This window comes from Spirillospora sp. CA-142024, from assembly GCF_050942325.1.
Classification (GTDB): domain Bacteria; phylum Actinomycetota; class Actinomycetes; order Streptosporangiales; family Streptosporangiaceae; genus Spirillospora.
This window is the reverse complement of the sequence record NZ_CP192077.1, coordinates 5,158,786-5,177,668: the sequence shown is the minus strand read 5'-3', so window position 1 is coordinate 5,177,668 and position 18,883 is coordinate 5,158,786. Positions and strand designations below refer to the sequence as shown.

Below are 18,883 nucleotides of genomic sequence, written 5' to 3'. Positions count from 1 at the left end.
ACGCGGAGCGAAGGCCGTACGGTTCCGCCCTGAAATGTGTCCTATCGGTAAGCCCGAGGCGGGCCGTCCTCATCCGGTCGACCTTCACCGGCCGGGGCGACAGGCGGGCCGACGCCCGGACGGCGACCAGCCGTGCTCGCGCTCGCGAAACAGCGAAATGCTGGGTCCGGTGGACGGCGCGTTGGGGTCCTAGGGCCCTGGTCCGGGCGTTCTCGTCCGAAATAGCGTTCTCGGCATATCGACGAGCGGATTCGTTTGATGCGAATCCGGAAACGAGGTGCTGAATGAAAAAGCTGGCGATCCTTGCCGCAGCGGGAACGATGGGGGCGGTGGCGGCGGTCGGCGGTCTCTACGCCGTCGGCGGAAGCGATACCGGCACTATGCAGAAGGTTTCGGACGACAAGGGCCTCGTCCAGGTGCAAGGCGAGGGCGCGCCGGACGACCCGGCGGCTGGCTCGGCGGGTGCGGCACGTCCCCAGGCGCGCAACCAGACGGGCGCGACCGGGAGCCGCGGCGGTTCAACGGAGAAGCTCGCCGGAACGACGTACTTCGCCCATAGCAACGAACGCAACAAGGACAAGACGCTCACCCACCAGAGCGACGAGTTGTACGCGAGCTTCGAAGGGCAGGAGACCTGCCTCCCGGGCAAGGCGTGGTCGATGGTCGCGGTCTTTTACGTCGACAATGTGACCGCCACCAGCGCCCATGTCAGCAAGATCGAGGCGACGTACCGCGCCCCGATACCGACCAAGAAGGTCTACCTCGGCGGTGAGCAGTTCTACCAAGCCGACGGGAAGCAATTGCTGAGCGTGAATGTCGGCCACGAGGTGGTGATACCGGGGGGCGGCATGGTGAAGCAGACGCATGTCATCAACCAGAAGGTCGACTTCCGGAACGGTCCTGCCACCTTCCGCCGCAGGGCGACCGTCGGCCAGGCTCCGGGGGGCCATGAGGCGAGCTGGTGCGGAGGGATGCCCGCCCTGGAGATCAAGGTGCAGCCGATGTGACGTCCGCGGAATGATCGACGACGCCATCACCGCGAACCGGGAAAACACGGAGCCATGCGGAATTGCACGATACAGACCACAACCGGTCAGTTCCGCATGGCCGGGTGGCGCATTCCGGTCACTCCATCCCTATCGCGGAATCTGCGCGGCATCATTGGCGCCATGGCGGCCGAGCAGGAAACCGAAACTGCGGCGGAGTCGACACCGCAGGAACTCGAAGATGCGGCAGAGCTGGCTTCGCGTGTCGGCAACTGCCTAGAGGATCCGCGACTCGCCACCTACGTCAAACGCCATGTGGACTTCGAGGAAGCCCGCAACGAGGTCATGAGGCGTGGCGTGTTCGAGCCGGCCAGGCAGCTCGACAGCTACAACGAATACACTCGTTCCCTGAAGCAGGCCGTATCCCTCCGTCGGCGGATAGACGGGATCATGGAGCGGCGCGTCCTGAATGCGAAGACCGTGCTGCTCCTCACGGCCGCGGCCGTAGTGGTCATCTTGGTCCTCGGCGAGCTTCGAAAGCCGGACGACCAACGGATTACCTACCTGTCCATCGCGGTCTTCACCGCGCTCTTCGCCGTTTGCGGCGGGTGGACGCTTTGGGCCGCCGTCATCGGACAGGTCCCACGCAAACACATCGTCTCCGGCTCGCTGATCACCATCCTGACGGTGTTCCCCGTGGGCACGACTTATGAGCACGTCGACGGCCTGAGATTCCAGCCCGTGTTAAGTTTCTCCATCCTCCTGATCTCGTTCGTCGGCGGAGTCGGTATCGCCAAGCCTGAGACCAGGCAGGAGTTGATGGACATCAAACAGGTCCTTGGGCTGATCCAACTGGAGCGTGAGGAAAAGCGCAAACAGATACGACTCAGAAGAGATTGGCTGGACGACGCCTTCGAAACAGTGCTGATGCCGCTGAGCACCCAGGTGATCAATGATTTTCTGGGTGAGGATCAGGACAAGTTGCTAGTCGAGCAGAATTCCCAAGGTTTGAAAAGGCTTCATGACCTGCGGCTGGCAGTCGATACCCGCTCCCAAAGCAGAGTTTTCCAGACGCTCAACCGGATCGACGGCGGGAGCATCGCGATCGCCGGGCCGCGCGGTGCCGGCAAGACGACCTTGCTTCGGCTCATTCGCAAGAGCCGCCAGAACGGCTCGTCTCAGGAGCCCCTCGCCGTTGGGGTGGCCGCCCCGGCCGAGTACACGCCCCGTGACTTCCTGGTCGAACTGTTCCAGCGTCTGTGTGAAGCGTATATCACCGCTGAGGGCCACACCGTGGACCGGACCGCCGCACACCGCTTCATCCTGCGCAAGAGGACGATGAGAGTGATCCGCGATGGGCTCTGGACGCTGTTTCGCGCCGTGCTCGCCCTGGCCTTGGTCCTCTTCGTCGTCTGGACCGCCCGGGTCGGCTTGAAGGAGATGATCGACCCGCTTCAAGCAAAGATCGACGGCCGCCTGGATGAATGGCTGGAACAGTGGTTGGACTTCTGGAGGGATTACGGCTGGGCATGTCAGTTGGCGTTGCTGGTCGCCGCGGTCATCGTGTGGCCACGGCTCCGTATCTGGAGGCATCTGCGCTGGCACGCCGAGCCGCGCCTGGTCACCCGAGCGCGCGAACATCTGCTGCGCCTGCAGGTCGAGCGAACCACCACCTGGGGGCTCAACGCCGGCCTGCCCGGGATCCACGGCGCCACGATGGGGCTGTCCAAAGGCGACTCGCTCAAGTACCTTCCGTGGTCCTTCCCCGAACTCGTCCGAAATTTCCGGGACTTCGTGGAGGAGATCGCAAAGGAGGGCGATGCGGCGGGGCCGGTCATCATCACGATCGACGAGGTCGACCGCATGGGGTCGGTCGAGAAGGCCGAGCGTTTTATCAGCGAGATCAAAGCGGTATTCGGGATCAGGAACTGCTTCTACATCGTCTCGATCGCGGAAGAGGTCGGTTCCGTGTTCGCGCGCCGGGCGGTCGCCGGCCGTTCCATCTTTGAGAACGCGTTCGATGATGTCGTCGTCATCGAACCCCTCTACTTGGCCGAGTCCCGCCGGCTCCTGCTGCGGCGGGTTCCCGGATTCACGGACTCCTTCGCCTACCTCGCCCATTCTCTCTCCGGTGGCGTCCCCAGGGAACTGATTCGCGTGACACGCCGCCTCGTTGAAATCAACCTTGCGGAGAACAAGGCCGGACGAACCTTTCCCCGATTGGACGGCCTGGCCGCCGCCCTGGTCAAGGAGGAGATGACCGAGACGCTGGTCGGGATCCGTACCCAACTGTCCTCCCACAGTCCGGCCGCCGATCTCGGTGGCGTTTTCGACTTCATGCGAAGCGTGCTACGGGACATGCGCCTCACGGTGCCGTGCGATATGACCCTTATTCGGCCGCGACTGTACGAACTCACGCGCCTTGAGGTGAGCCCGCCTCCAGATGCCTCGGAGGCCGATCCTGTCGGGACCATCCTGATCCAGCTTTCCGGCATCGCGCTCTTCTGCCTGACGATCATCGAGGTCTTCGAGGACGGCGTCTTCGAGCTGAGGCGTGCCGAGAGCGTGAGTTCCAGAAGGTCCCCGGCCTCGTTCGAGGAACTGGCCGCCGCCCGCCGGGAACTGAGCGTGTCACCATCGAGCTGCCGCGCCGTTCTCACCCGGTTCCGCGAAGCATGGAACCTGCCGCTTGTCTGATCAGACCGGCGCCGCTGGACCATACGGCGCCACCGACCAGCCGGCGGCGCGGCCGTTCTGCCGTCCGGGCAGGAGGTCGAGCCGCAAGCCCCGGGGTGACCGCCCGGCGTCGGGTGCTTAGCAGCAGTCGCCGCCGTCGTCGGCGTGCAGCGGCCGCGGGGTCTCACCGCGGAGGATCGCGTTGATGAAGGGCGGAATGTGGAAGAACGGCGACTCTGGATCGACGAGCGGTCCCCAGATCGTCCCGACCCGGAGCACGACCGGCTGAACGCCGCTGCCCTGGAGGCTGTGCGTGGTGAGCGGCTGGACGCGCGGGCGGTGTCCAGCGCGTTGAGAAGGCCGGTCGTGTCCGTGCGGAAGTAGTGGACCGGGTCCTTGCCGGGGATGGATCCGGCGAGGTGGACGATGTCGCTGATGTCGTGGCGAGCGGCGAGGGCGAGGAAGGCGTCCCGGTCGGTGACGTCGAGGGGTTCGACGGTGACCCGGCCGGCGAGGAACGACGGGACCTCGGCCCGGCGGTGCGTGGTGACGACGACCTCCCGTCCGAGGTCGGCGAGCGCGCGGGCGGTGTGCGCGCCGATCATGCCCAGCCCTCCGGTGACGAGGATCATCGGACCACCTCGTAGCGGAGGTGGGTCACGCCGGGTGCCTGGACGGCCTCCAGCAGACGCAGGTCCACGTGCTCGGGGAGCTCCCGGAAGAAGCTGCGGCCGCCGCCCAGCAGGACGGGCACCTGGTGCAGGATGACCTCGTCCACGAGGCCCGCTTCCAGCGCGGAGGTCAGCACGCCGCCGCCCATGAGGGCGACGTCCTTGCTCCCGGCGGCCTCGCGGGCGGCCGCGATGGCGTCCTCGATGCCGGTGGTGACGAGCGTTTGCCTCTCGCTGATCTCGGGCGCGGGCCGGTGGCTGAGGACGAAGAGCCGCGCCGTCGGATGGGGGCCGCCGCCTCCCCAATGGCCGGAATGCTCATAGGTAGTGCGCCCGGACACCACCGCCCCCACCCGGGCCGCGGCGGCGTCGAACACCTGGGCGCTCTGCTCGCTCAGCTTGAATCCGTCGAACATCCGGCTCGGCGTGTCCCCGTCGAAGTACCAGTCGAAGAGCATGGGCGCGTCCCCGAGACCGCGTCCGAACTCCTTGTCGCCGTCGGGTGTTCGACCGCTGATGTAGCCGTCGACGGAGACGGCGTGGGCGGTGAAGACCTTGCTCATATCTCTCCTCCGATATTGATCAGATCGCTTGGGGGAAGTCGAAGAACCGGTGCGGGTCGTAGGCGTCCTTGACCGCTGCCAGCCGGGGGTGGTTGCCCGCGTGGTACGCCACGGCCCAGTCGTCGAGCGCGGGGTCGGGGAAGTTGGGGTACACCCGCCCGGACCCGTCGGTGTGGGCGGTCGCCCAGGAAGCGTCGACCCAGCGATCGGTCGGGGCTCCGATGTGTTCGAGCAGGAAGCGTTCGTTGCGGTGGGCGAACGCGGTGGTGTCCTCCGCGAGCCGGTTGTAGGCGCCACCCATCGCGATGAACGCGAGCTGCCGTCGGCCCGAGGTCCTCGGGGCGCCGAGCCGGGCCAAGAGCGACGCGAGGGTGCGGTCGGCCATTGCGTGGGAGAAGAACTCCGACCGGGTCCGCACCACGAGTTCGGGCTGGTCAGGCGGGTCGGCCAAGGCGAGCTTCAGGCGGTGGTACGGCAGGCCGGCGCGCAACTCGATCGTGGAGGCCATACCCGCCTGATCGGTGAACTCCCGCATCAGCTCCCGGGTCGGCTCCTCCGCGAGGGTCGAGGCGCCGGAGAGGGTTGCCTGGACGGGGCCGCCCGGGTCCGCCGCGAGGGTGAGGTTCACGGTGATGTCGTCGGGCGCCACCGGTGCCCGGTCCTGCCAGGCGGTGACCAGCCTCTCCACGGCGATGCCCGACCAGTGCGCCTCGATGCGGGTGGTCATCGGCTCCGGCACGGTGTCGAACCGCAGCGACGTGACCACACCGAACTGGCCGCCGCCCGCGCCGCGCAGAGCCCAGAACAGGTCCGGTTCGTGGTCGCGGTCGCAATCCACGACGCTCCGGTCGGGGAGCACGACCTGTGCACCGACGAGGCGATCGCAGGTCAGCCCGTGTTTGCGGCCGAGCAGACCGATCCCGCCGCCGAGCGTGAGCCCCGTGATGCCCACGGTGTCCCCGCACCCGGCCGGAATGGTCCGCCCGTACGCGTGCAGCGCGGCATACACCTGCCCTAGGCGGGCACCGGCGCCGATCGTCGCGATCCCGTCGCCGGACACGCTGATCCGGTCGAGGCCGGACATGTCGAGCACGATCCCGTCCGTCGACGATCGGCCCGCGAAGCAGTGCCCTCCGCCCCGAGGGACGATGCGGAGGCCGGTGGCCGCCGCGTACTGCATGGCGCCGACGACGTCCGAAACCGAGCGGCACAGGACCACGAGCCGGGGCCGCGCGTCACGGTAGGCGGCGTTGGCGGGACGGCGGACCGCCTCATAGCCCGATGAGTCAGGGCCGACCAACTCGCCGTCGAGCGAGTCGCGAAGCTGCGCTAAGTCGTACACGGATCGAGGCTATGGACGTTGCGGCGACCGTTCTTGAACGAATCGTGCAACCTCACGCAAGCAGCAACGGCGTTCTACGCCCCGCGAGGAAGGGCTTGTAGGAGGCGGAGTGCTCATGACCGCAGGCGCACCGGTCGAGGTCGCCGCCGAGGAGTTGCCGCGGGGTGAGGCCTGTCAGGCGGAGGCACTCCCGGCTGAGGTGCGCCTGGTCGGCGTACCCGACATCGACCGCCAGTCCCGCCGTGCCGTCCGCGCCACGCCGGCCCGTGGCGGCCGCCCCTGCCTGAGCCAGCGCGAGGAATCCCTGGAACCGCAACGTCCGCTGGAGGGCTTTCGGGCTCATCCCAACGGCATGCAGGCAGCGGCGGCGCAGCTGGCTCGTGGAGAGCGCCAGGTGGGTGGCCAGGCCGTCGATGTTGACCGGCTGCCAGGGCATCAGCGCCTTCACGGCTTCGCCCACCAGCGGATCCACGCGGACTACACGTCGATACTCCCGCAGGAGGTGGTCCTGCAAGAACATCAGCGCGCGCTCGGGGGTTCCGGCCCGGGCCATCGCCTCCACGAGGCGATCCACCGGACTTCCCCACAGGTCCGCCAGGCCCAGGCGCTGGTCCACCAGGTCGTCGAGCACCGTCGGGAGGGGCGGCGCGGTCCCTGGCTGGAACCGCACTCCCACGATCGTGGTGTGCGCCGGGATGACCTCGACCTCCGGACCGGTCAGCGGGCCCACCAGTTGTGGACGGCCACCGATCGGAAAGTGGATCTCGACCCCGCCCGTGGGCAGGTGGCGCTGCACATACGCCGCCTCACCGGCTCGCTGGATCCAGACCGTCCGCACCACACCCGCCAGTGCCGGCAAGGGCGGACGCTCGACGTAGGACTCCATTGCGGTCATCCTCGCACCGGCCGAGCGGGATCGACAGCTCCCGGCGCGTCCGGCCCTCGGCCTGGGTATGCCCGCCAGCTCGTGATCAGCGCCATGCACACTGCGGTGGCGCCGCCAAGTGTCATGACCGTTGGAAGGGACGTGGCGTCCAGGACGATGCCGCCGAGCAGGGCGCCGGTCGAGAGCGTCGCCTGGAAGGACGCCGTGAACAGCACCGAGGCCGCTTCCGGTGCGTGCGGGGCAGCCCTGGCGAACCAGGTCTGCGAACAGACCGGGACGGCGCCGTAGCCCGCACCCCAGACGATCAGCAGCGCGACGGCGCCCGGCTCCGATCGTCCGAGAAGGGGCAGCGCCAGTGTCGCGACGGCGATCAGGCTCCCGGCGGCGGCGAAGGCGGCGTGCGGATGGCGTGCGACGGCCGTGCCCGCGAGGAAGTTGCCGGCGACGCCCGCGACGCCGTACGCAAGCAAGAACATCGTGATCGACCCGGACGACACGTGCGTGACCCGCTCCAGGAACGGTGCGACATACGTGTACGTGGCGAAATGTGCGAGCACCACGAGGACCGTCGCCGCCAGCGCGAGTTGTGTGCCGCGGGCGCGGACCATGCCGCCCAGGACGTCGAGCCGGGTGACGTGTCCTGCGGGCAGCGGCGGAACCAGCACGGCGAGCGCGATGAGCACCGCCACCGAAAGCAAACCCAGGATCATGAAGCTGACCCGCCACCCGCCCAGGTTGCCGATCAGCGTCCCCATGGGCACGCCGAGAACCGACCCCAGCGGAACGGCCGAGAAGATCACCGCTGTCGCCCGCCGCACGGACCGCGCCGGCACCAGGCGGCCCGCCAGCCCCGCCCCGATCGACCAGAAACCGCCGATGACGACCCCGACGAGAACGCGCGAGACGAGCAGCGCCCAGTACGCCGGCGCGGCGGCGGCGATGAAGTTCGCCGCCGCGAGCAGGAACATGAGGGCGCACAGCATCGCCCGCCGGTCGATCCTCGCCGTCACGACGGTGACCGTGGGCGCCGAGACCGCCGCCAGATACCCGGGCATGGTCATCATCAGCCCGGCCGTCCCGTCCGAGACGGTGAAGCCGGCCCCGATGGACGTCAGCAGCCCGATCGGCAGGATCTCGGTCGTGACGATCGCGAAGATCCCCGTCGTCACCGACAGCACGGCCGGCCATCCGGCCCGTGCCGATCGCGCGGTCGTGTCAGGGGCGCTGGACGAAGTGGTGAGCATCGATTCCCGTCCTGAGTTGGGTGGTCATGCCTGCGCATTCCACCCAACAGGCGCCGCCGCCCTACCCCTGGCGGATTCCCGACCTCACCGTGCCCCCGGGACCACGACGTCGTTTTCCCGCCATCCGGCTCCTAGCGCGGGGGAGACCACGCATCGGCAGGGGCGGTCCCTCGTCAGGGGAGCTCCGTCCAGCCCCGCACCATCGCCAGCAGGTCCTCCTCGGGCACTGAGGCGCGCCTGACATCGCCCAGCCACAGCATGTCGCCGGGAGTTCCGCGCTCGGGCGGCGTCAGCCATGCCGCGAGCAGCCGCCTACGCCCGGCGACCCGGACGCCGCAGCGCTCCACACCCGACCAAAGGATCACCGCGCGGCGCCCTGGCAGCCGCACACCGTCCGCAGTGAGCTCGGCCGGCCGGCCGTTCCGCCAGCCCACCGCCAGGAGTACGCCGGCTACCACGACCACCGGCAGGCCCACGGCAAGAAGGGCCCAGGTGAGCAGTCCAACGAAACCGCCATGGGCGTTGCGGATCGCCAGGCCGCCCGGCAGGACCGCAGCAAGGAGCGCGAAAACGACGAACGCGACGATCGCCCGAGTCACCGGCCACCCGAACGCGCCGGCATGCCCGAGGCGCACAGAATTGGCACCAGGCTCTTCGCGCTGATCCATCGACGTCCCCTCATCCAGACCGGCAGCCGATCTTAACGATGCCGAGCGCCGGCGGCGCGGCGAAATGGTGCGGGGCTCTGACCGAACCGGCCTCAGTCGTCCTCTCGGCGGTCGGGGGCCCAGAGGCGGTCGGCGTCGCCGGCTTCGAGGCGGCCTCGGTAGACGTCGATCTTGTGGTCGATGAGCTTGAGGTTGTCCTGGATCTCGGCGAGCCTGGCGGTCACGTCGGCGCGGTGGGCCTCCAGGAGCGCGAGCCGTTCCTGCTCGTTCCCGCGTCCGGCGGAGACGAGCTCGGCGTAGCGCCGGATGGTCCTGATGGGCATGCCGGTGGCCCGCAGCCTTGTGCAGATCTTGATCCAGTCGAGGTCGAGCCGGTGGTAGCGCCGCCGGCCTGTGGCCGTGCGGTCGACGGGGGCGACGACCAGTCCGGCGCGCTCGTAGTAGCGCAGGGTGTGCACGCTGACGCCGGTGCGCCGGGCGGCCTCGGCGATGGTCACGCCCGCGTCCGTCATCGGCTGCCTGTTGACTTCGAGCACGCTCTAAATTCTAGCGTCCGTGTCATGAGTGACTCGACGCTCCCCACCACGGCCGGCGCGCTGGGCCGGCGCCGCCGGCTCCTGGTGCTCGCCATCTGCTGCGCCAGCGCGTTCGTCGTGGTCATGGACATCTCCATCGTCAACGTCGCGCTGCCCGCGATCCGCGGCGACCTGCGCACGTCGGTGTCCGGCCTGCAGTGGACGGTCGACGCGTACACCCTGGTGCTGGCCGGTTTCCTCGTCCTGGCCGGATCCACCGCCGACCGGGTCGGACGACGGCGCGTGTTCCTGGTCGGGCTCGCCGCCTTCGGGATCGGCTCGCTGCTGTGCGGCCTGGCGCCGGGCATCGGATGGCTGATCGCGGCGCGGGCGCTGCAGGCCGCCGGCGGGACGATGCTGAACCCGGTGGCGATGGCGATCGCCGCCGACACGTTCCCCGAAGCGGGGGAGCGGGCCAGGGCCATCGGCGTGTTCGGCTCGGTGACCGGCCTGTCACTGGCGCTCGGGCCGATCCTCGGCGGCGCCCTCGTCGACGACCTCGGCTGGCGCTCCATCTTCTGGATCAACATGCCGGTCGTGGCCGCAGCCATCGTCTGCACCGCGCTGTTCGTACCGGAGTCCCGCGCCGCCCGGCCGCGCCGGTTCGACCCGGTGGGGCAGACCCTGGTGGTCCTGCTGCTGGCCGGCGTCGTCTACGCGATCATCGAGTCGCGCGATTCCGGCTGGACCTCTCCGGTCATTCTCGGTCTGCTGGCCGTCGCCGTGCTCAGCGCCGCGGGCCTCCTCGCCTACGAACCGCGCCGCGCCGACCCGCTGCTGGAACCGCGTCTGTTCCGCAGCGTGCCGTTCGGTTCGGCGATCGTGATGGCGCTGCTGGCCCTGTGCGGGTTCGGCGCCTTCCTGTTCGTGACCACGCAGTACCTGCAGGACGTGCGCGGCATGTCCGCCTTCACTGCCGGGCTGTGCCTGCTCCCGGTCGGGGCCCTGGTCGTGGTGCTGTCCCCGTTCACCGGACGGATGGTCGGCACGCGAGGGCCCCGGCCCCCGCTGGTGATCGCCGGGGCGGCCCTGGCGCTGGGCGGCGGCGCGTCACTCTGGCTCGGCCCGGACACCCCGCTCCCCGCCGTCCTGGCGATCTACCTGCTGTTCGGCGTCTTCCTCGGCACCGTCAACCCGCCGATCACCAACACGGCCGTGTCGGGAATGCCTCGCTCGATGGCCGGGGCCGCGTCCTCGCTGGCGTCCGCCGGACGCCAGACCGGCACCACCTTGGGCGTCGCCATCTCCGGCACGATCGTCGGCTCGTCCCTGTCCCAGGGCGGGACGGCCTTCACCGATGCGGAACACGGTGTGTGGTGGCTGGTGCTCGGCCTTGGCATCGGCGTCCTGCTCCTGGGGCTCCTCAGCACCGGCCGCTGGGCCCTGAGCACCGCCGACCGGGCGGCGTCCCTGTTCGAGGACGTGGACAGCGGCTCCAGGACGCCCGCAAGGCGGGTTGTCAGGCGCGGGGCGCGTACATGATGGTCAGGACGCCGAGGACGCAGATGGCGGCGCCGGTGACGTCCCAGCGGTCGGGACGGAAGCCGTCCATGACCATGGCCCAGGCGAGGGAGCCGGCGACGAAGACGCCGCCGTAGGCGGCCAGGACGCGTCCGAAATGAGCGTCGGGCTGGAAGGTGGCGACGAAGCCGTAGAGGCCGAGCGCCACGAGGCCCGCGCCGACCCACCAGAACCCCCGGTGTTCGCGGACGCCCTGCCAGACCATCCAGGCGCCGCCGATCTCGGCGAGCGCGGCGAGCACGAACAGGGCCAGGGACCGGACGACCGTCATACGCGGAACCGTACCGACCCGGTCAGGGCCGGTCCCGCGCGGTGCCCGGGCCCGCGAGTTCGGCGAACGGCAGGGGGCATCGCGGTTCCGCGGCGCAGGTCATGAGGTCGTCGCAGCCGGCGTCGACGGCGTCGTGCAGGGCGGCGCGGACGACCTGCAGGTCGGCGATGCGGTGTTCCACCTCCTGCAGTTTCGCCCGGGCCCGGTCGGCCAGGCCCGCGTCGGAGCGGCGGGCGATGCCCAGCAGGCCGGCCACCTCGTCCAGGGTGAAGCCGAGCCGCTGCGCGGCCTTGATCACCCGCAGCACCGCGACGGTCTCGGCCGGGTAGAGGCGGTGACCGCCCAGGGACCGCGCCGGCTGGTCCAGCAGCCCGCGCCGCTCGTAGTAGCGCAGGGTCTGCGGGTTGACCCCGGCGGCCGCGGCGACCTGGCTGGAGCGCAGCCCCTCGTAACGGCCGCTCATGGCGTCCAGCCCTTGGCCACGACGCCAGCGGGCGCACCGCGCTCCGCGAGGGACTGCAGCCCGTCGAGGGTGGGCCCGGCGTCCGGCGGAGCGGTCACCTCCACCACGAGACCGGCCTCGGCCCGGGCGAAGGCGAACCGCAGAAACGCACAGCACCGCTGCTCGGCGGCGAGCAACTCCCGGATCGCCGTCTCCCGTCCGGCGTCGGCGTCGAAGGTCAGCGTCAGCCGCAGCGGCTCGCGGTCCAGCCCGACGAGGCAGGCGGCGAACAGAGCCTCGAACTCGCCCAGCCGGCTCACCAGGCCGTCCGGCGGCAGCGTGCACATGATCGGAACCTCTTGATCGCCCATCCGCGCTCCTCGTCACGGCCGCACCCGGCGGCGGCCACACACCGACGGTAAGCCCGTACTCGGGTACCGGGTGCAACCGGGCGGGGCACATGGCGGTGGTCACATTCGCCGAGAAGGCTTTGCATGTTCATGCAGTAGCGTGCATACTTCTACTCATGTCGAAAGTGCTGACCTCCCTGCCCGTCGGTGAACGCATCGGGATCGCCTTCTCCGGTGGACTCGACACTTCGGTGGCGGTCGCCTGGATGCGCGACAAGGGCGCGATCCCGTGCGCCTACACCGCCGACATCGGGCAGTACGACGAGCCCGACATCGCCTCGGTGCCCGGCCGCGCCACGAAGTACGGGGCCGAGGTCGCGCGCCTGGTCGACTGCAGGGCCGCGCTCGTCGAGGAGGGGCTCGCGGCGCTGGCGTGCGGAGCGTTCCACATCCGGTCCGGTGGCCGCAGCTACTTCAACACCACCCCGCTCGGCCGGGCGGTCACCGGCACCCTGCTGGTCCGCGCGATGCTGGAGGACGACGTCCAGATCTGGGGCGACGGCTCCACCTTCAAGGGCAACGACATCGAGCGGTTCTACCGCTACGGCCTGCTGGCCAACCCGTCCCTCCTGGTCTACAAGCCCTGGCTGGACGCCGACTTCGTCACCGAGCTCGGCGGCCGCACGGAGATGTCGGAGTGGCTGCTCGCCCACGGCCTGCCCTACCGGGACAGCGTTGAGAAGGCGTACTCCACCGACGCGAACATCTGGGGCGCGACCCACGAGGCCAAGGCCCTGGAGCACCTCGACGCCGGCGTCGAGCTCGTCGAGCCGATCATGGGCGTGCGGTTCTGGGACCCCGCCGTCGAGATCACCGCCGAGGACGTCACGATCGGCTTCGAGCAGGGCCGCCCGGTGACGATCAACGGCAAGGAGTTCGGGACCGCCGTCGACCTGGTGCTGGAGGCCAACGCCATCGGCGGCCGGCACGGCATGGGCATGTCCGACCAGATCGAGAACCGCGTCATCGAGGCCAAGAGCCGCGGCATCTACGAGGCGCCCGGCATGGCGCTCCTGCACGCGGCCTACGAGCGGCTCGTCAACGCGATCCACAACGAGGACACCCTCGCCACCTACCACGCCGAGGGACGGCGGCTCGGCCGCCTGATGTACGAGGGCCGCTGGCTCGACCCGCAGGCCCTGATGCTGCGCGAGTCCCTTCAGCGCTGGGTCGGGACGGCCGTCACCGGCGAGGTGCGGCTGCGGCTGCGGCGCGGCGAGGACTACTCCATCCTCGACACGTCCGGGCCGGCGTTCAGCTACCACCCGGACAAGCTGTCCATGGAACGTACCGAGGACTCCGCCTTCGGCCCCGTCGACCGCATCGGCCAGCTGACCATGCGCAACCTCGACATCGCCGACTCCCGCGCCAAGCTGGAGCAGTACGCGGGGCTCGGCATGGTCGGCAGCTCGCACCCGGCCCTGATCGGTGCCGCCCAGGCCGCCTCCACCGGTCTCATCGGCGCGATGTCCGAGGGCGGCGCCCAGGCGATCGCCTCCCGCGGCAAGGACTCCCGCGACGCCGAGGTCCTCGACCGCGCCGCGATGGAGTTCGGCACCGACTGACCGCTGCGGACGTACGGTCCACCCGGTTCAGTGGTGGGCCAGGGCGGTCCAGCTCTCGTCCCAGAGGCAGTCGCGGCGGCGGTCGCAGCGGCGGCGGACGAGGAGGTAGACCGACAGGAGCGGCAGGCCCACGACCGTGAGCGCCATGGCCGCGGCGACGGACGTGGTCGCGAGGGTGTCGGTGCGGGTCTGCGGTCGCCGGACGGGGTTGCCCGCGGCGTCCACCCATATCTCGTGTCCCATGCCGGGCCGGACGGACTTGTCCGCCGGGACGACGGTGGTCCGCGGTCGGCCGTCGAGGGACGTCCAGACCAGCTCGGCGTAGGTGTGGTGCAGGCCGGCGCCGCCCTGCGAGTCGATGCGGGTGATCTGCGCGGTGATCCGGTGGACGTACCGGTGCTCGGCCTTGACGCCGCTGTAGTAGGCGTCGGCGCCCATGATCGCCGAGCTGGGCGGGGCGAGCACCGTGAACAGGGCCGCGGCACCGACGCCGACGGCCCACTGGCGGCGGTCGACGGTGCGTCTCAGATCGTTGCGGTCGAAGCCGAACCGGCGGCGGACGCGTCCTAGCCTTCTCATTGCCTCCTCCTTGTCCTGACAGTAATCGCTCATGAAAGTGGTCAGGCACCCGCCAGGGACGAAAGGCCCTTCTGGTGTGCGCCGCGGGCGCGCAGACTGGCAGGAGGAGGGCAGGCACATGGAGGGCGTAGAGAGGAACCAAGAAGGGCACGTCCTGTTCGGTTACGACGGGACGGCGCACAACGACGCGGCGTTGCGCTGGGCGGTCGAGGAGGCGCGGCTGCGCGGGGTGGAGCTGGTGATGTGCCACTGCTGGCACTGGCCCTACCCGGAAGAGCATGAGGACCGGCGGTGCGAAACGATCATGAGGCGCCGGGGGGAGAACCTCCTCGAGCGGGGCACGCGGCGGGCGCGTGAACTGGGCGCGCCCGGGACGGTCCGCAGGCTGCTGGCGAGGGGGCCGGTGCCCGAGGCCCTGCACCGCGCGTCCGGCAGGGCGGAAGTGATCGTGGTCGGGGCGCGCGAGCGGCTGGACGAAGGGTCGACGGCGCTGGAGCTGTCCGCGCGTGCGCACCGGCCGGTGGTCGTCGTCCGGGAGGGGACGGGCCCGCGCCGTGTCGTGGCCGGGGCCGACGGGTCGGCGTGGTGCGACGCGGCGCTGGGATTCGCCGCGAGCGAGGCGGCCCTGCGCGAGTGGGACCTGCACGTCGTCTACGGGGCCTGGGAGCCCGCCGCGGTCGCCGATCACGAGCTGGCCCTGTTCAACGACCGGGAGCTGCTGGAGAAGACGCGCACCGCCGAACTGGAGGAGGCCGTCGGGCCGTGGCGGGAGCGGTACCCGAAGGTCGAGATCCGGGTCTCGCTGACGCTGGAGCGTCCCCACGAGGCACTGTGCAACGCGGCGGACGACGCCGGCCTCCTGGTGCTGGGCGACCGGGGCGCCGGCACCGGACCGCTCGGCTCGACCAGCTCGGAGATGCTCCGGGGCGCCCGCCGCACCGTCGCGATCGTCCCAGCCCGCCCCGCCTGAGGGCGTCAGGGGTCGGCGACCAGGGCCTCCGTCGCGTGCAGGGCGGGGTCCGCGGGCAGGTCGGGGTCGAGGATCAGCTGGAGCATGAGGCCGTCCAGCATCGCGGTGAAGAGCATGGCGGTGCCCTCGCGGCGCTCGGCCGGCCAGTGCGGGCACAGCTGCTCCAGCCGGGCGGCGATCCGGCCCCGGACGGCCCGCGACCAGTCTCGCCGCTCGGCCCCCATCCGCGGGTCGCGCAGCGCCCTGACCAGCAGTTCCGCGGCGAGTCTGAGGTTGCGCTCACCAGCGATCATGCCCGGCACCAGGTCGCGGAGCGTGCGCAGCGCGGCAGGCGTGTCGGGCGCGGCGACCAGCGCGTCCACCACAGGGTCGATGATCGTTTCGCTGGCGCGCTGCGCGACGGCGACGTGCAGCCCGGGCAGCCCGTTGAAGTAATGGTGGAGCAGGCCCGGCCGGATGCGGGCGCGGTCCGCCACCGCCCGGGCGGTGATCGCGGGCCAGCCGCCCTCGGCGAGCAGATCGAGACCGATCCGGACGAGCTGGTCGCGGCGCGCCCGCCCGCGAGGAGTCGACGCGCGATTGTCCTCGTGGGTCATGCCGTTCAAGCTATCCCAACGCTTGCACCCTGCAAAGATCATGATCGCCGGAGCCCGCGCGCCGTCGCCGGGCGGGCCCCGGCGGATCAGGACGCCCGATCGCGCTCGGCGGCGAGCTGGAGGGCCACGTCGATGATCATGTCCTCCTGGCCGCCCACGTAGCCGGCCTCCCCGACCTTCTGCAGGATCTCGTGCGCCGGGACGCCGTACCGCTCGGCGGCCCGCTCGGCGTGCAGCAGGAAGCTGGAGTACACGCCCGCGTACCCCTGCGTGATCGCGCCGCGGTCGGCGAACGGCAGCCGGTGCAGGAACGGCTTCACCACGTCGTCGGCCGCCGCCAGCGCACCCTGCACGTCCACGCCGGTCGGGACGCCGAGCCGCTCGAACGTCGCGACCAGCACCTCGGTGGGGGAGTTGCCCGCCCCCGCCCCGAGCGCGCACAGCGCACCGTCGATCTGCCGGGCGCCGTTCTGCTGCGCCAGGACGGAGTTCGCGACGCCCAGCGACAGGTTCTGGTGGCCGTGGAAGCCGACCTGCGCCTCGTGCCCGATCTCCTTCACCAGCGCGCTGATCCGCTCCTGCGCCTCGCCGAGGACGAGCGCGCCCGCGGAGTCGACGACGTAGACGCACTGCGCGCCGCCGTCCACCATGATCCGCGCCTGGCGCGCCAGCTCCTCCGGGCCGACCCGGTGCGACAGCATGAGGAACCCGACGGTCTCCATGCCGAGCTCGCGGGCGGCGGCGAAGTGCTGCAGCGACACGTCCGCCTCGGTGCAGTGCGTCGCGACCCGCGCGACGGACGCGCCCGCGTCGTGCGCCATCCTCAGGTCGTGCACGGTGCCGAGGCCCGGCAGCAGCAGCACGGCGATCTTGGCCTGGCTCGCCTCGTCCACGGCGGCGGCGACGAGCTTGACGTCGTCCTCCAGCGAGAAGCCGTAGTTGAAGGACGAGCCGCCGAGGCCGTCGCCGTGGGTGACCTCGATGACCTCCACCCCGGCGGAGTCGAGGGCGTGCACGACGCCGCGGACCTGATCCTCGGTGAAGCGGTGCGCCATCGCGTGACTGCCGTCCCGCAGCGTCGAGTCGGTGATCCTGATCTTGTCGATGACGTCGCTCATGAGGTCGCCTTCCTGAGCGCGAGCTGCTCGCCGACCCGGGCGGCCGCCGCGGTCATGATGTCGAGGTTGCCGGCCCAGGGGGGCAGGTGGTCGCCGTTGCCGCGGACCTCCAGGAACACCGCGACGCGGGCCATCCCGTTCCAGATGTCGCGGGGTTCGTCGAACTGCGGCTCGACCCGCAGCGTGTAGCCCGGGACGTAGGCGGCGACCTCCCCGACCATCTTCTCGATCGACTCGGCGACCGCCCGGGTGTCGGCGTCCGACGGGATCGCGCAGAACACCGTGTCCCGCATGATCATCGGCGGGTCGACCGGGTTCAGGATGATGATCGCCTTGCCCCGTCCGGCGCCGCCGACCTGCTCGATGGCGCGGGCCGTGGTCTCGGTGAACTCGTCGATGTTGGCGCGGGTCCCCGGCCCCGCCGACCGGGACGCGATGGACGCGACGATCTCCGCGTACGGCACCGGGACCACCGACGACACGGCGTGCACGATCGGGATCGTGGCCTGCCCGCCGCACGTGATCATGTTGAGGTTCGGGGCGTCCGACAGCGAGTCCAGGTTCACCGGGGGGCACACCAGCGGGCCCGTGGCGGCGGGCGTCAGGTCGATCGCCGTGATCCCCGCCTCCTCGTAGCGGGGGGCGTTCGCCAGGTGCGCCTTCGCCGACGTCGCCTCGAACACGATGTCCGGCAGGGCCGGCTGCTTCAGCAGCCAGTCCACGCCCTCCGCCGACGCCGGGACGCCCATCTTGCGGGCGCGCTCCAGGCCGTCGGACTCGGGGACCACCCCCACCATCGAGTGGACGTCGATCAGCTCGCTGCGCGTCAGCTTGACCAGCAGGTCGGTGCCGATGTTGCCCGGCCCGACGATCGCAGCGGTCAGCTTGCGCTCTGTTGCCTGCGGGGGGACGACCCCCCGCGCCCCCCGGTTCGCTTCGCTCATGTCAGCTCCTCCTTCCCAAAACGTGCGGTAACCGACCCGATTCCGGCGAACGTCGCCGTCAGCGTCTCCCCGGGTGCGACCGGGACCGCCGCGGTGATCGAGCCGGGCAGCACCACGTGCCCCGCCTCCAGGCCCACGCCGCGCTCACCGAGCACGTTGGCCAGCCAGACCAGCGCGTTGATCGGCGAGCCGAGGACCGCGCCGCCCGCGCCGGTGTCGATCAGGTCGCCGTCGCGCCGCAGCAGGCAGCCCATCAGCGACAGGTCCTGGTCGTCCAGCCGGACCGGACGCGTGCCGAGCACGACCCCGCCGCTGGACGCGTTGTCCGCGATCGTGTCCGGCAGAGTGATCTTCCAGTCCGCGATGCGGGAGTCGATGACCTCCAGCGCCGGCAGCACGTACTCGACGGCCGCGACGGCGTCCGCCGCGGTCGCGCCCGGCCCGGACAGCGGGCGGCCCAGCACGAACGCGATCTCCGGCTCGATCCGCGGCTGCAGGAACCGGCCGGTGTCGATCGGGCCGCTCTCCGGCAGGAACATCGTGTCCAGCAGGACGCCGAAGTCGGGCTGGTCCACGCCCATCTGCCGCTGCATCGCGGCCGAGGTCAGCCCGACCTTGTGGCCCTTGATCCGCGCGCCCGCGGCCGTCCACGCCTCGACCTGGGCGAGCTGGACCGCGTAGGCGTCGGCCACCGACATGTCCGGATGGTCCTTCGTCAGCGGCGAGATGGGAGTGCCGGTGGCGTACGCGTCGAGCAGCGCCGCCGCGGCCTTCTCCACGGAACCCGGGTCCATGAGCGTCCTTTCGTTCGTACGGGCAGGCCGAGCCTCTCCCGCCCGGACCACCGCGGGCAACG

General features: G+C 70.5%; 20 protein-coding genes and 1 pseudogene. 6 read left to right on the top strand and 15 right to left on the bottom strand.

Annotated elements, in window-relative coordinates; genetic code table 11:
* The first annotated feature begins 284 nt into the window (after nucleotides 1-284).
* From ACQPZP_RS24955 to ACQPZP_RS24945, 3 genes are all read left to right on the top strand, one after another.
* Nucleotides 285-1,007 (top strand): hypothetical protein, encoded by a 723-nt coding sequence (locus ACQPZP_RS24955; protein WP_433472135.1) that lies wholly within the window; start codon nucleotides 285-287, stop codon nucleotides 1,005-1,007.
* Between the two features lie 162 nt (nucleotides 1,008-1,169).
* Nucleotides 1,170-3,683, top strand: a complete 2,514-nt coding sequence (locus tag ACQPZP_RS24950; RefSeq protein WP_433472134.1) for a hypothetical protein — start codon at nucleotides 1,170-1,172, stop codon at nucleotides 3,681-3,683.
* Between the two features lie 198 nt (nucleotides 3,684-3,881).
* On the top strand, nucleotides 3,882-4,046 hold the full coding sequence (locus ACQPZP_RS24945; RefSeq protein ID WP_433472133.1) for a hypothetical protein: 165 nt from the start codon (nucleotides 3,882-3,884) through the stop codon (nucleotides 4,044-4,046).
* Here the strand turns inward: ACQPZP_RS24945 and ACQPZP_RS24940 are convergent.
* From ACQPZP_RS24940 to ACQPZP_RS24910, 7 genes and pseudogenes are all read right to left on the bottom strand, one after another.
* Nucleotides 4,040-4,267, bottom strand: a pseudogene (locus tag ACQPZP_RS24940) (NAD-dependent epimerase/dehydratase family protein); the annotation flags it as partial. The gene ACQPZP_RS24945 and the pseudogene ACQPZP_RS24940 sit on opposite strands and share 7 nt — an antisense overlap.
* A gap of 23 nt (nucleotides 4,268-4,290) precedes the next feature.
* Nucleotides 4,291-4,896, bottom strand: coding sequence for a dihydrofolate reductase family protein (locus tag ACQPZP_RS24935; RefSeq protein WP_433472132.1), 606 nt, complete (start codon nucleotides 4,894-4,896; stop codon nucleotides 4,291-4,293).
* 19 nt (nucleotides 4,897-4,915) lie between these two features.
* The gene (locus ACQPZP_RS24930) at nucleotides 4,916-6,238 is read right to left on the bottom strand and encodes an FAD-binding oxidoreductase (RefSeq protein WP_433472131.1); all 1,323 of its coding nucleotides are present in this window, start codon (nucleotides 6,236-6,238) and stop codon (nucleotides 4,916-4,918) included.
* A 52-nt stretch (nucleotides 6,239-6,290) separates the two neighbouring features.
* Nucleotides 6,291-7,124, bottom strand: coding sequence for a DUF6597 domain-containing transcriptional factor (locus ACQPZP_RS24925; protein WP_433472130.1), 834 nt, complete (start codon nucleotides 7,122-7,124; stop codon nucleotides 6,291-6,293).
* Between the two features lie 5 nt (nucleotides 7,125-7,129).
* Nucleotides 7,130-8,368, bottom strand: a complete 1,239-nt coding sequence (locus ACQPZP_RS24920) for an MFS transporter (protein ID WP_433472129.1) — start codon at nucleotides 8,366-8,368, stop codon at nucleotides 7,130-7,132.
* 173 nt (nucleotides 8,369-8,541) lie between these two features.
* Nucleotides 8,542-8,967, bottom strand: a complete 426-nt coding sequence (locus tag ACQPZP_RS24915; protein WP_433472128.1) for a hypothetical protein — start codon at nucleotides 8,965-8,967, stop codon at nucleotides 8,542-8,544.
* Between the two features lie 161 nt (nucleotides 8,968-9,128).
* Nucleotides 9,129-9,572, bottom strand: a complete 444-nt coding sequence (locus ACQPZP_RS24910; RefSeq protein ID WP_433472127.1) for a MerR family transcriptional regulator — start codon at nucleotides 9,570-9,572, stop codon at nucleotides 9,129-9,131.
* A 24-nt stretch (nucleotides 9,573-9,596) separates the two neighbouring features.
* Here ACQPZP_RS24910 and ACQPZP_RS24905 point away from each other — a divergent pair, with 24 nt between their 5' ends.
* Entirely contained in the window at nucleotides 9,597-11,093 is a 1,497-nt protein-coding gene (locus ACQPZP_RS24905; RefSeq protein WP_433472126.1) for an MFS transporter, read from the top strand.
* Here the strand turns inward: ACQPZP_RS24905 and ACQPZP_RS24900 are convergent.
* From ACQPZP_RS24900 to ACQPZP_RS24890, 3 genes are read right to left on the bottom strand one after another with little or no spacing between them, the layout of a single operon-like run.
* A complete protein-coding gene (locus ACQPZP_RS24900) occupies nucleotides 11,071-11,403 on the bottom strand; it encodes a YnfA family protein (RefSeq protein WP_433472125.1) in 333 nt (110 codons plus the stop codon). The genes ACQPZP_RS24905 and ACQPZP_RS24900 overlap by 23 nt on opposite strands.
* 22 nt (nucleotides 11,404-11,425) lie before the next feature.
* Nucleotides 11,426-11,866 (bottom strand): MerR family transcriptional regulator, encoded by a 441-nt coding sequence (locus ACQPZP_RS24895; protein WP_433472124.1) that lies wholly within the window; start codon nucleotides 11,864-11,866, stop codon nucleotides 11,426-11,428.
* The gene (locus tag ACQPZP_RS24890) at nucleotides 11,863-12,216 is read right to left on the bottom strand and encodes a hypothetical protein (RefSeq protein WP_433472123.1); all 354 of its coding nucleotides are present in this window, start codon (nucleotides 12,214-12,216) and stop codon (nucleotides 11,863-11,865) included. Before ACQPZP_RS24890 ends, ACQPZP_RS24895 begins: the two co-directional genes overlap by 4 nt.
* Nucleotides 12,217-12,371: 155 nt before the next feature.
* Between ACQPZP_RS24890 and argG the strand changes: the two genes are divergently transcribed.
* The gene (gene argG, locus ACQPZP_RS24885) at nucleotides 12,372-13,820 is read left to right on the top strand and encodes an argininosuccinate synthase (RefSeq protein WP_433472122.1); all 1,449 of its coding nucleotides are present in this window, start codon (nucleotides 12,372-12,374) and stop codon (nucleotides 13,818-13,820) included.
* Between the two features lie 27 nt (nucleotides 13,821-13,847).
* Here the strand turns inward: argG and ACQPZP_RS24880 are convergent, their stop codons facing one another.
* Entirely contained in the window at nucleotides 13,848-14,399 is a 552-nt protein-coding gene (locus tag ACQPZP_RS24880) for an Rv1733c family protein (protein WP_433472121.1), read from the bottom strand.
* Between the two features lie 118 nt (nucleotides 14,400-14,517).
* Here ACQPZP_RS24880 and ACQPZP_RS24875 point away from each other — a divergent pair, with 118 nt between their 5' ends.
* Entirely contained in the window at nucleotides 14,518-15,369 is an 852-nt protein-coding gene (locus ACQPZP_RS24875; RefSeq protein ID WP_433472120.1) for a universal stress protein, read from the top strand.
* A 5-nt stretch (nucleotides 15,370-15,374) separates the two neighbouring features.
* On the opposite strand, the gene ACQPZP_RS24870 is transcribed toward ACQPZP_RS24875, so the two are convergent.
* The 4 genes from ACQPZP_RS24870 to ACQPZP_RS24855 all read right to left on the bottom strand — a co-directional run bounded on the left by ACQPZP_RS24870 (nucleotide 15,375) and on the right by ACQPZP_RS24855 (nucleotide 18,821).
* A complete protein-coding gene (locus tag ACQPZP_RS24870) occupies nucleotides 15,375-15,965 on the bottom strand; it encodes a TetR/AcrR family transcriptional regulator (RefSeq protein WP_433461679.1) in 591 nt (196 codons plus the stop codon).
* An 86-nt stretch (nucleotides 15,966-16,051) separates the two neighbouring features.
* A complete protein-coding gene (dmpG, locus tag ACQPZP_RS24865; protein WP_433472119.1) occupies nucleotides 16,052-17,083 on the bottom strand; it encodes a 4-hydroxy-2-oxovalerate aldolase in 1,032 nt (343 codons plus the stop codon).
* Nucleotides 17,080-18,027: an acetaldehyde dehydrogenase (acetylating) gene (locus ACQPZP_RS24860; RefSeq protein WP_433472118.1), complete on the bottom strand. Its 948-nt coding sequence runs from the start codon at nucleotides 18,025-18,027 to the stop codon at nucleotides 17,080-17,082. The genes dmpG and ACQPZP_RS24860 overlap by 4 nt, the downstream gene beginning before the upstream one ends.
* A complete protein-coding gene (locus ACQPZP_RS24855; protein WP_433472117.1) occupies nucleotides 18,024-18,821 on the bottom strand; it encodes a 2-keto-4-pentenoate hydratase in 798 nt (265 codons plus the stop codon). Before ACQPZP_RS24855 ends, ACQPZP_RS24860 begins: the two co-directional genes overlap by 4 nt.
* Nucleotides 18,822-18,883: the final 62 nt, after the last annotated feature.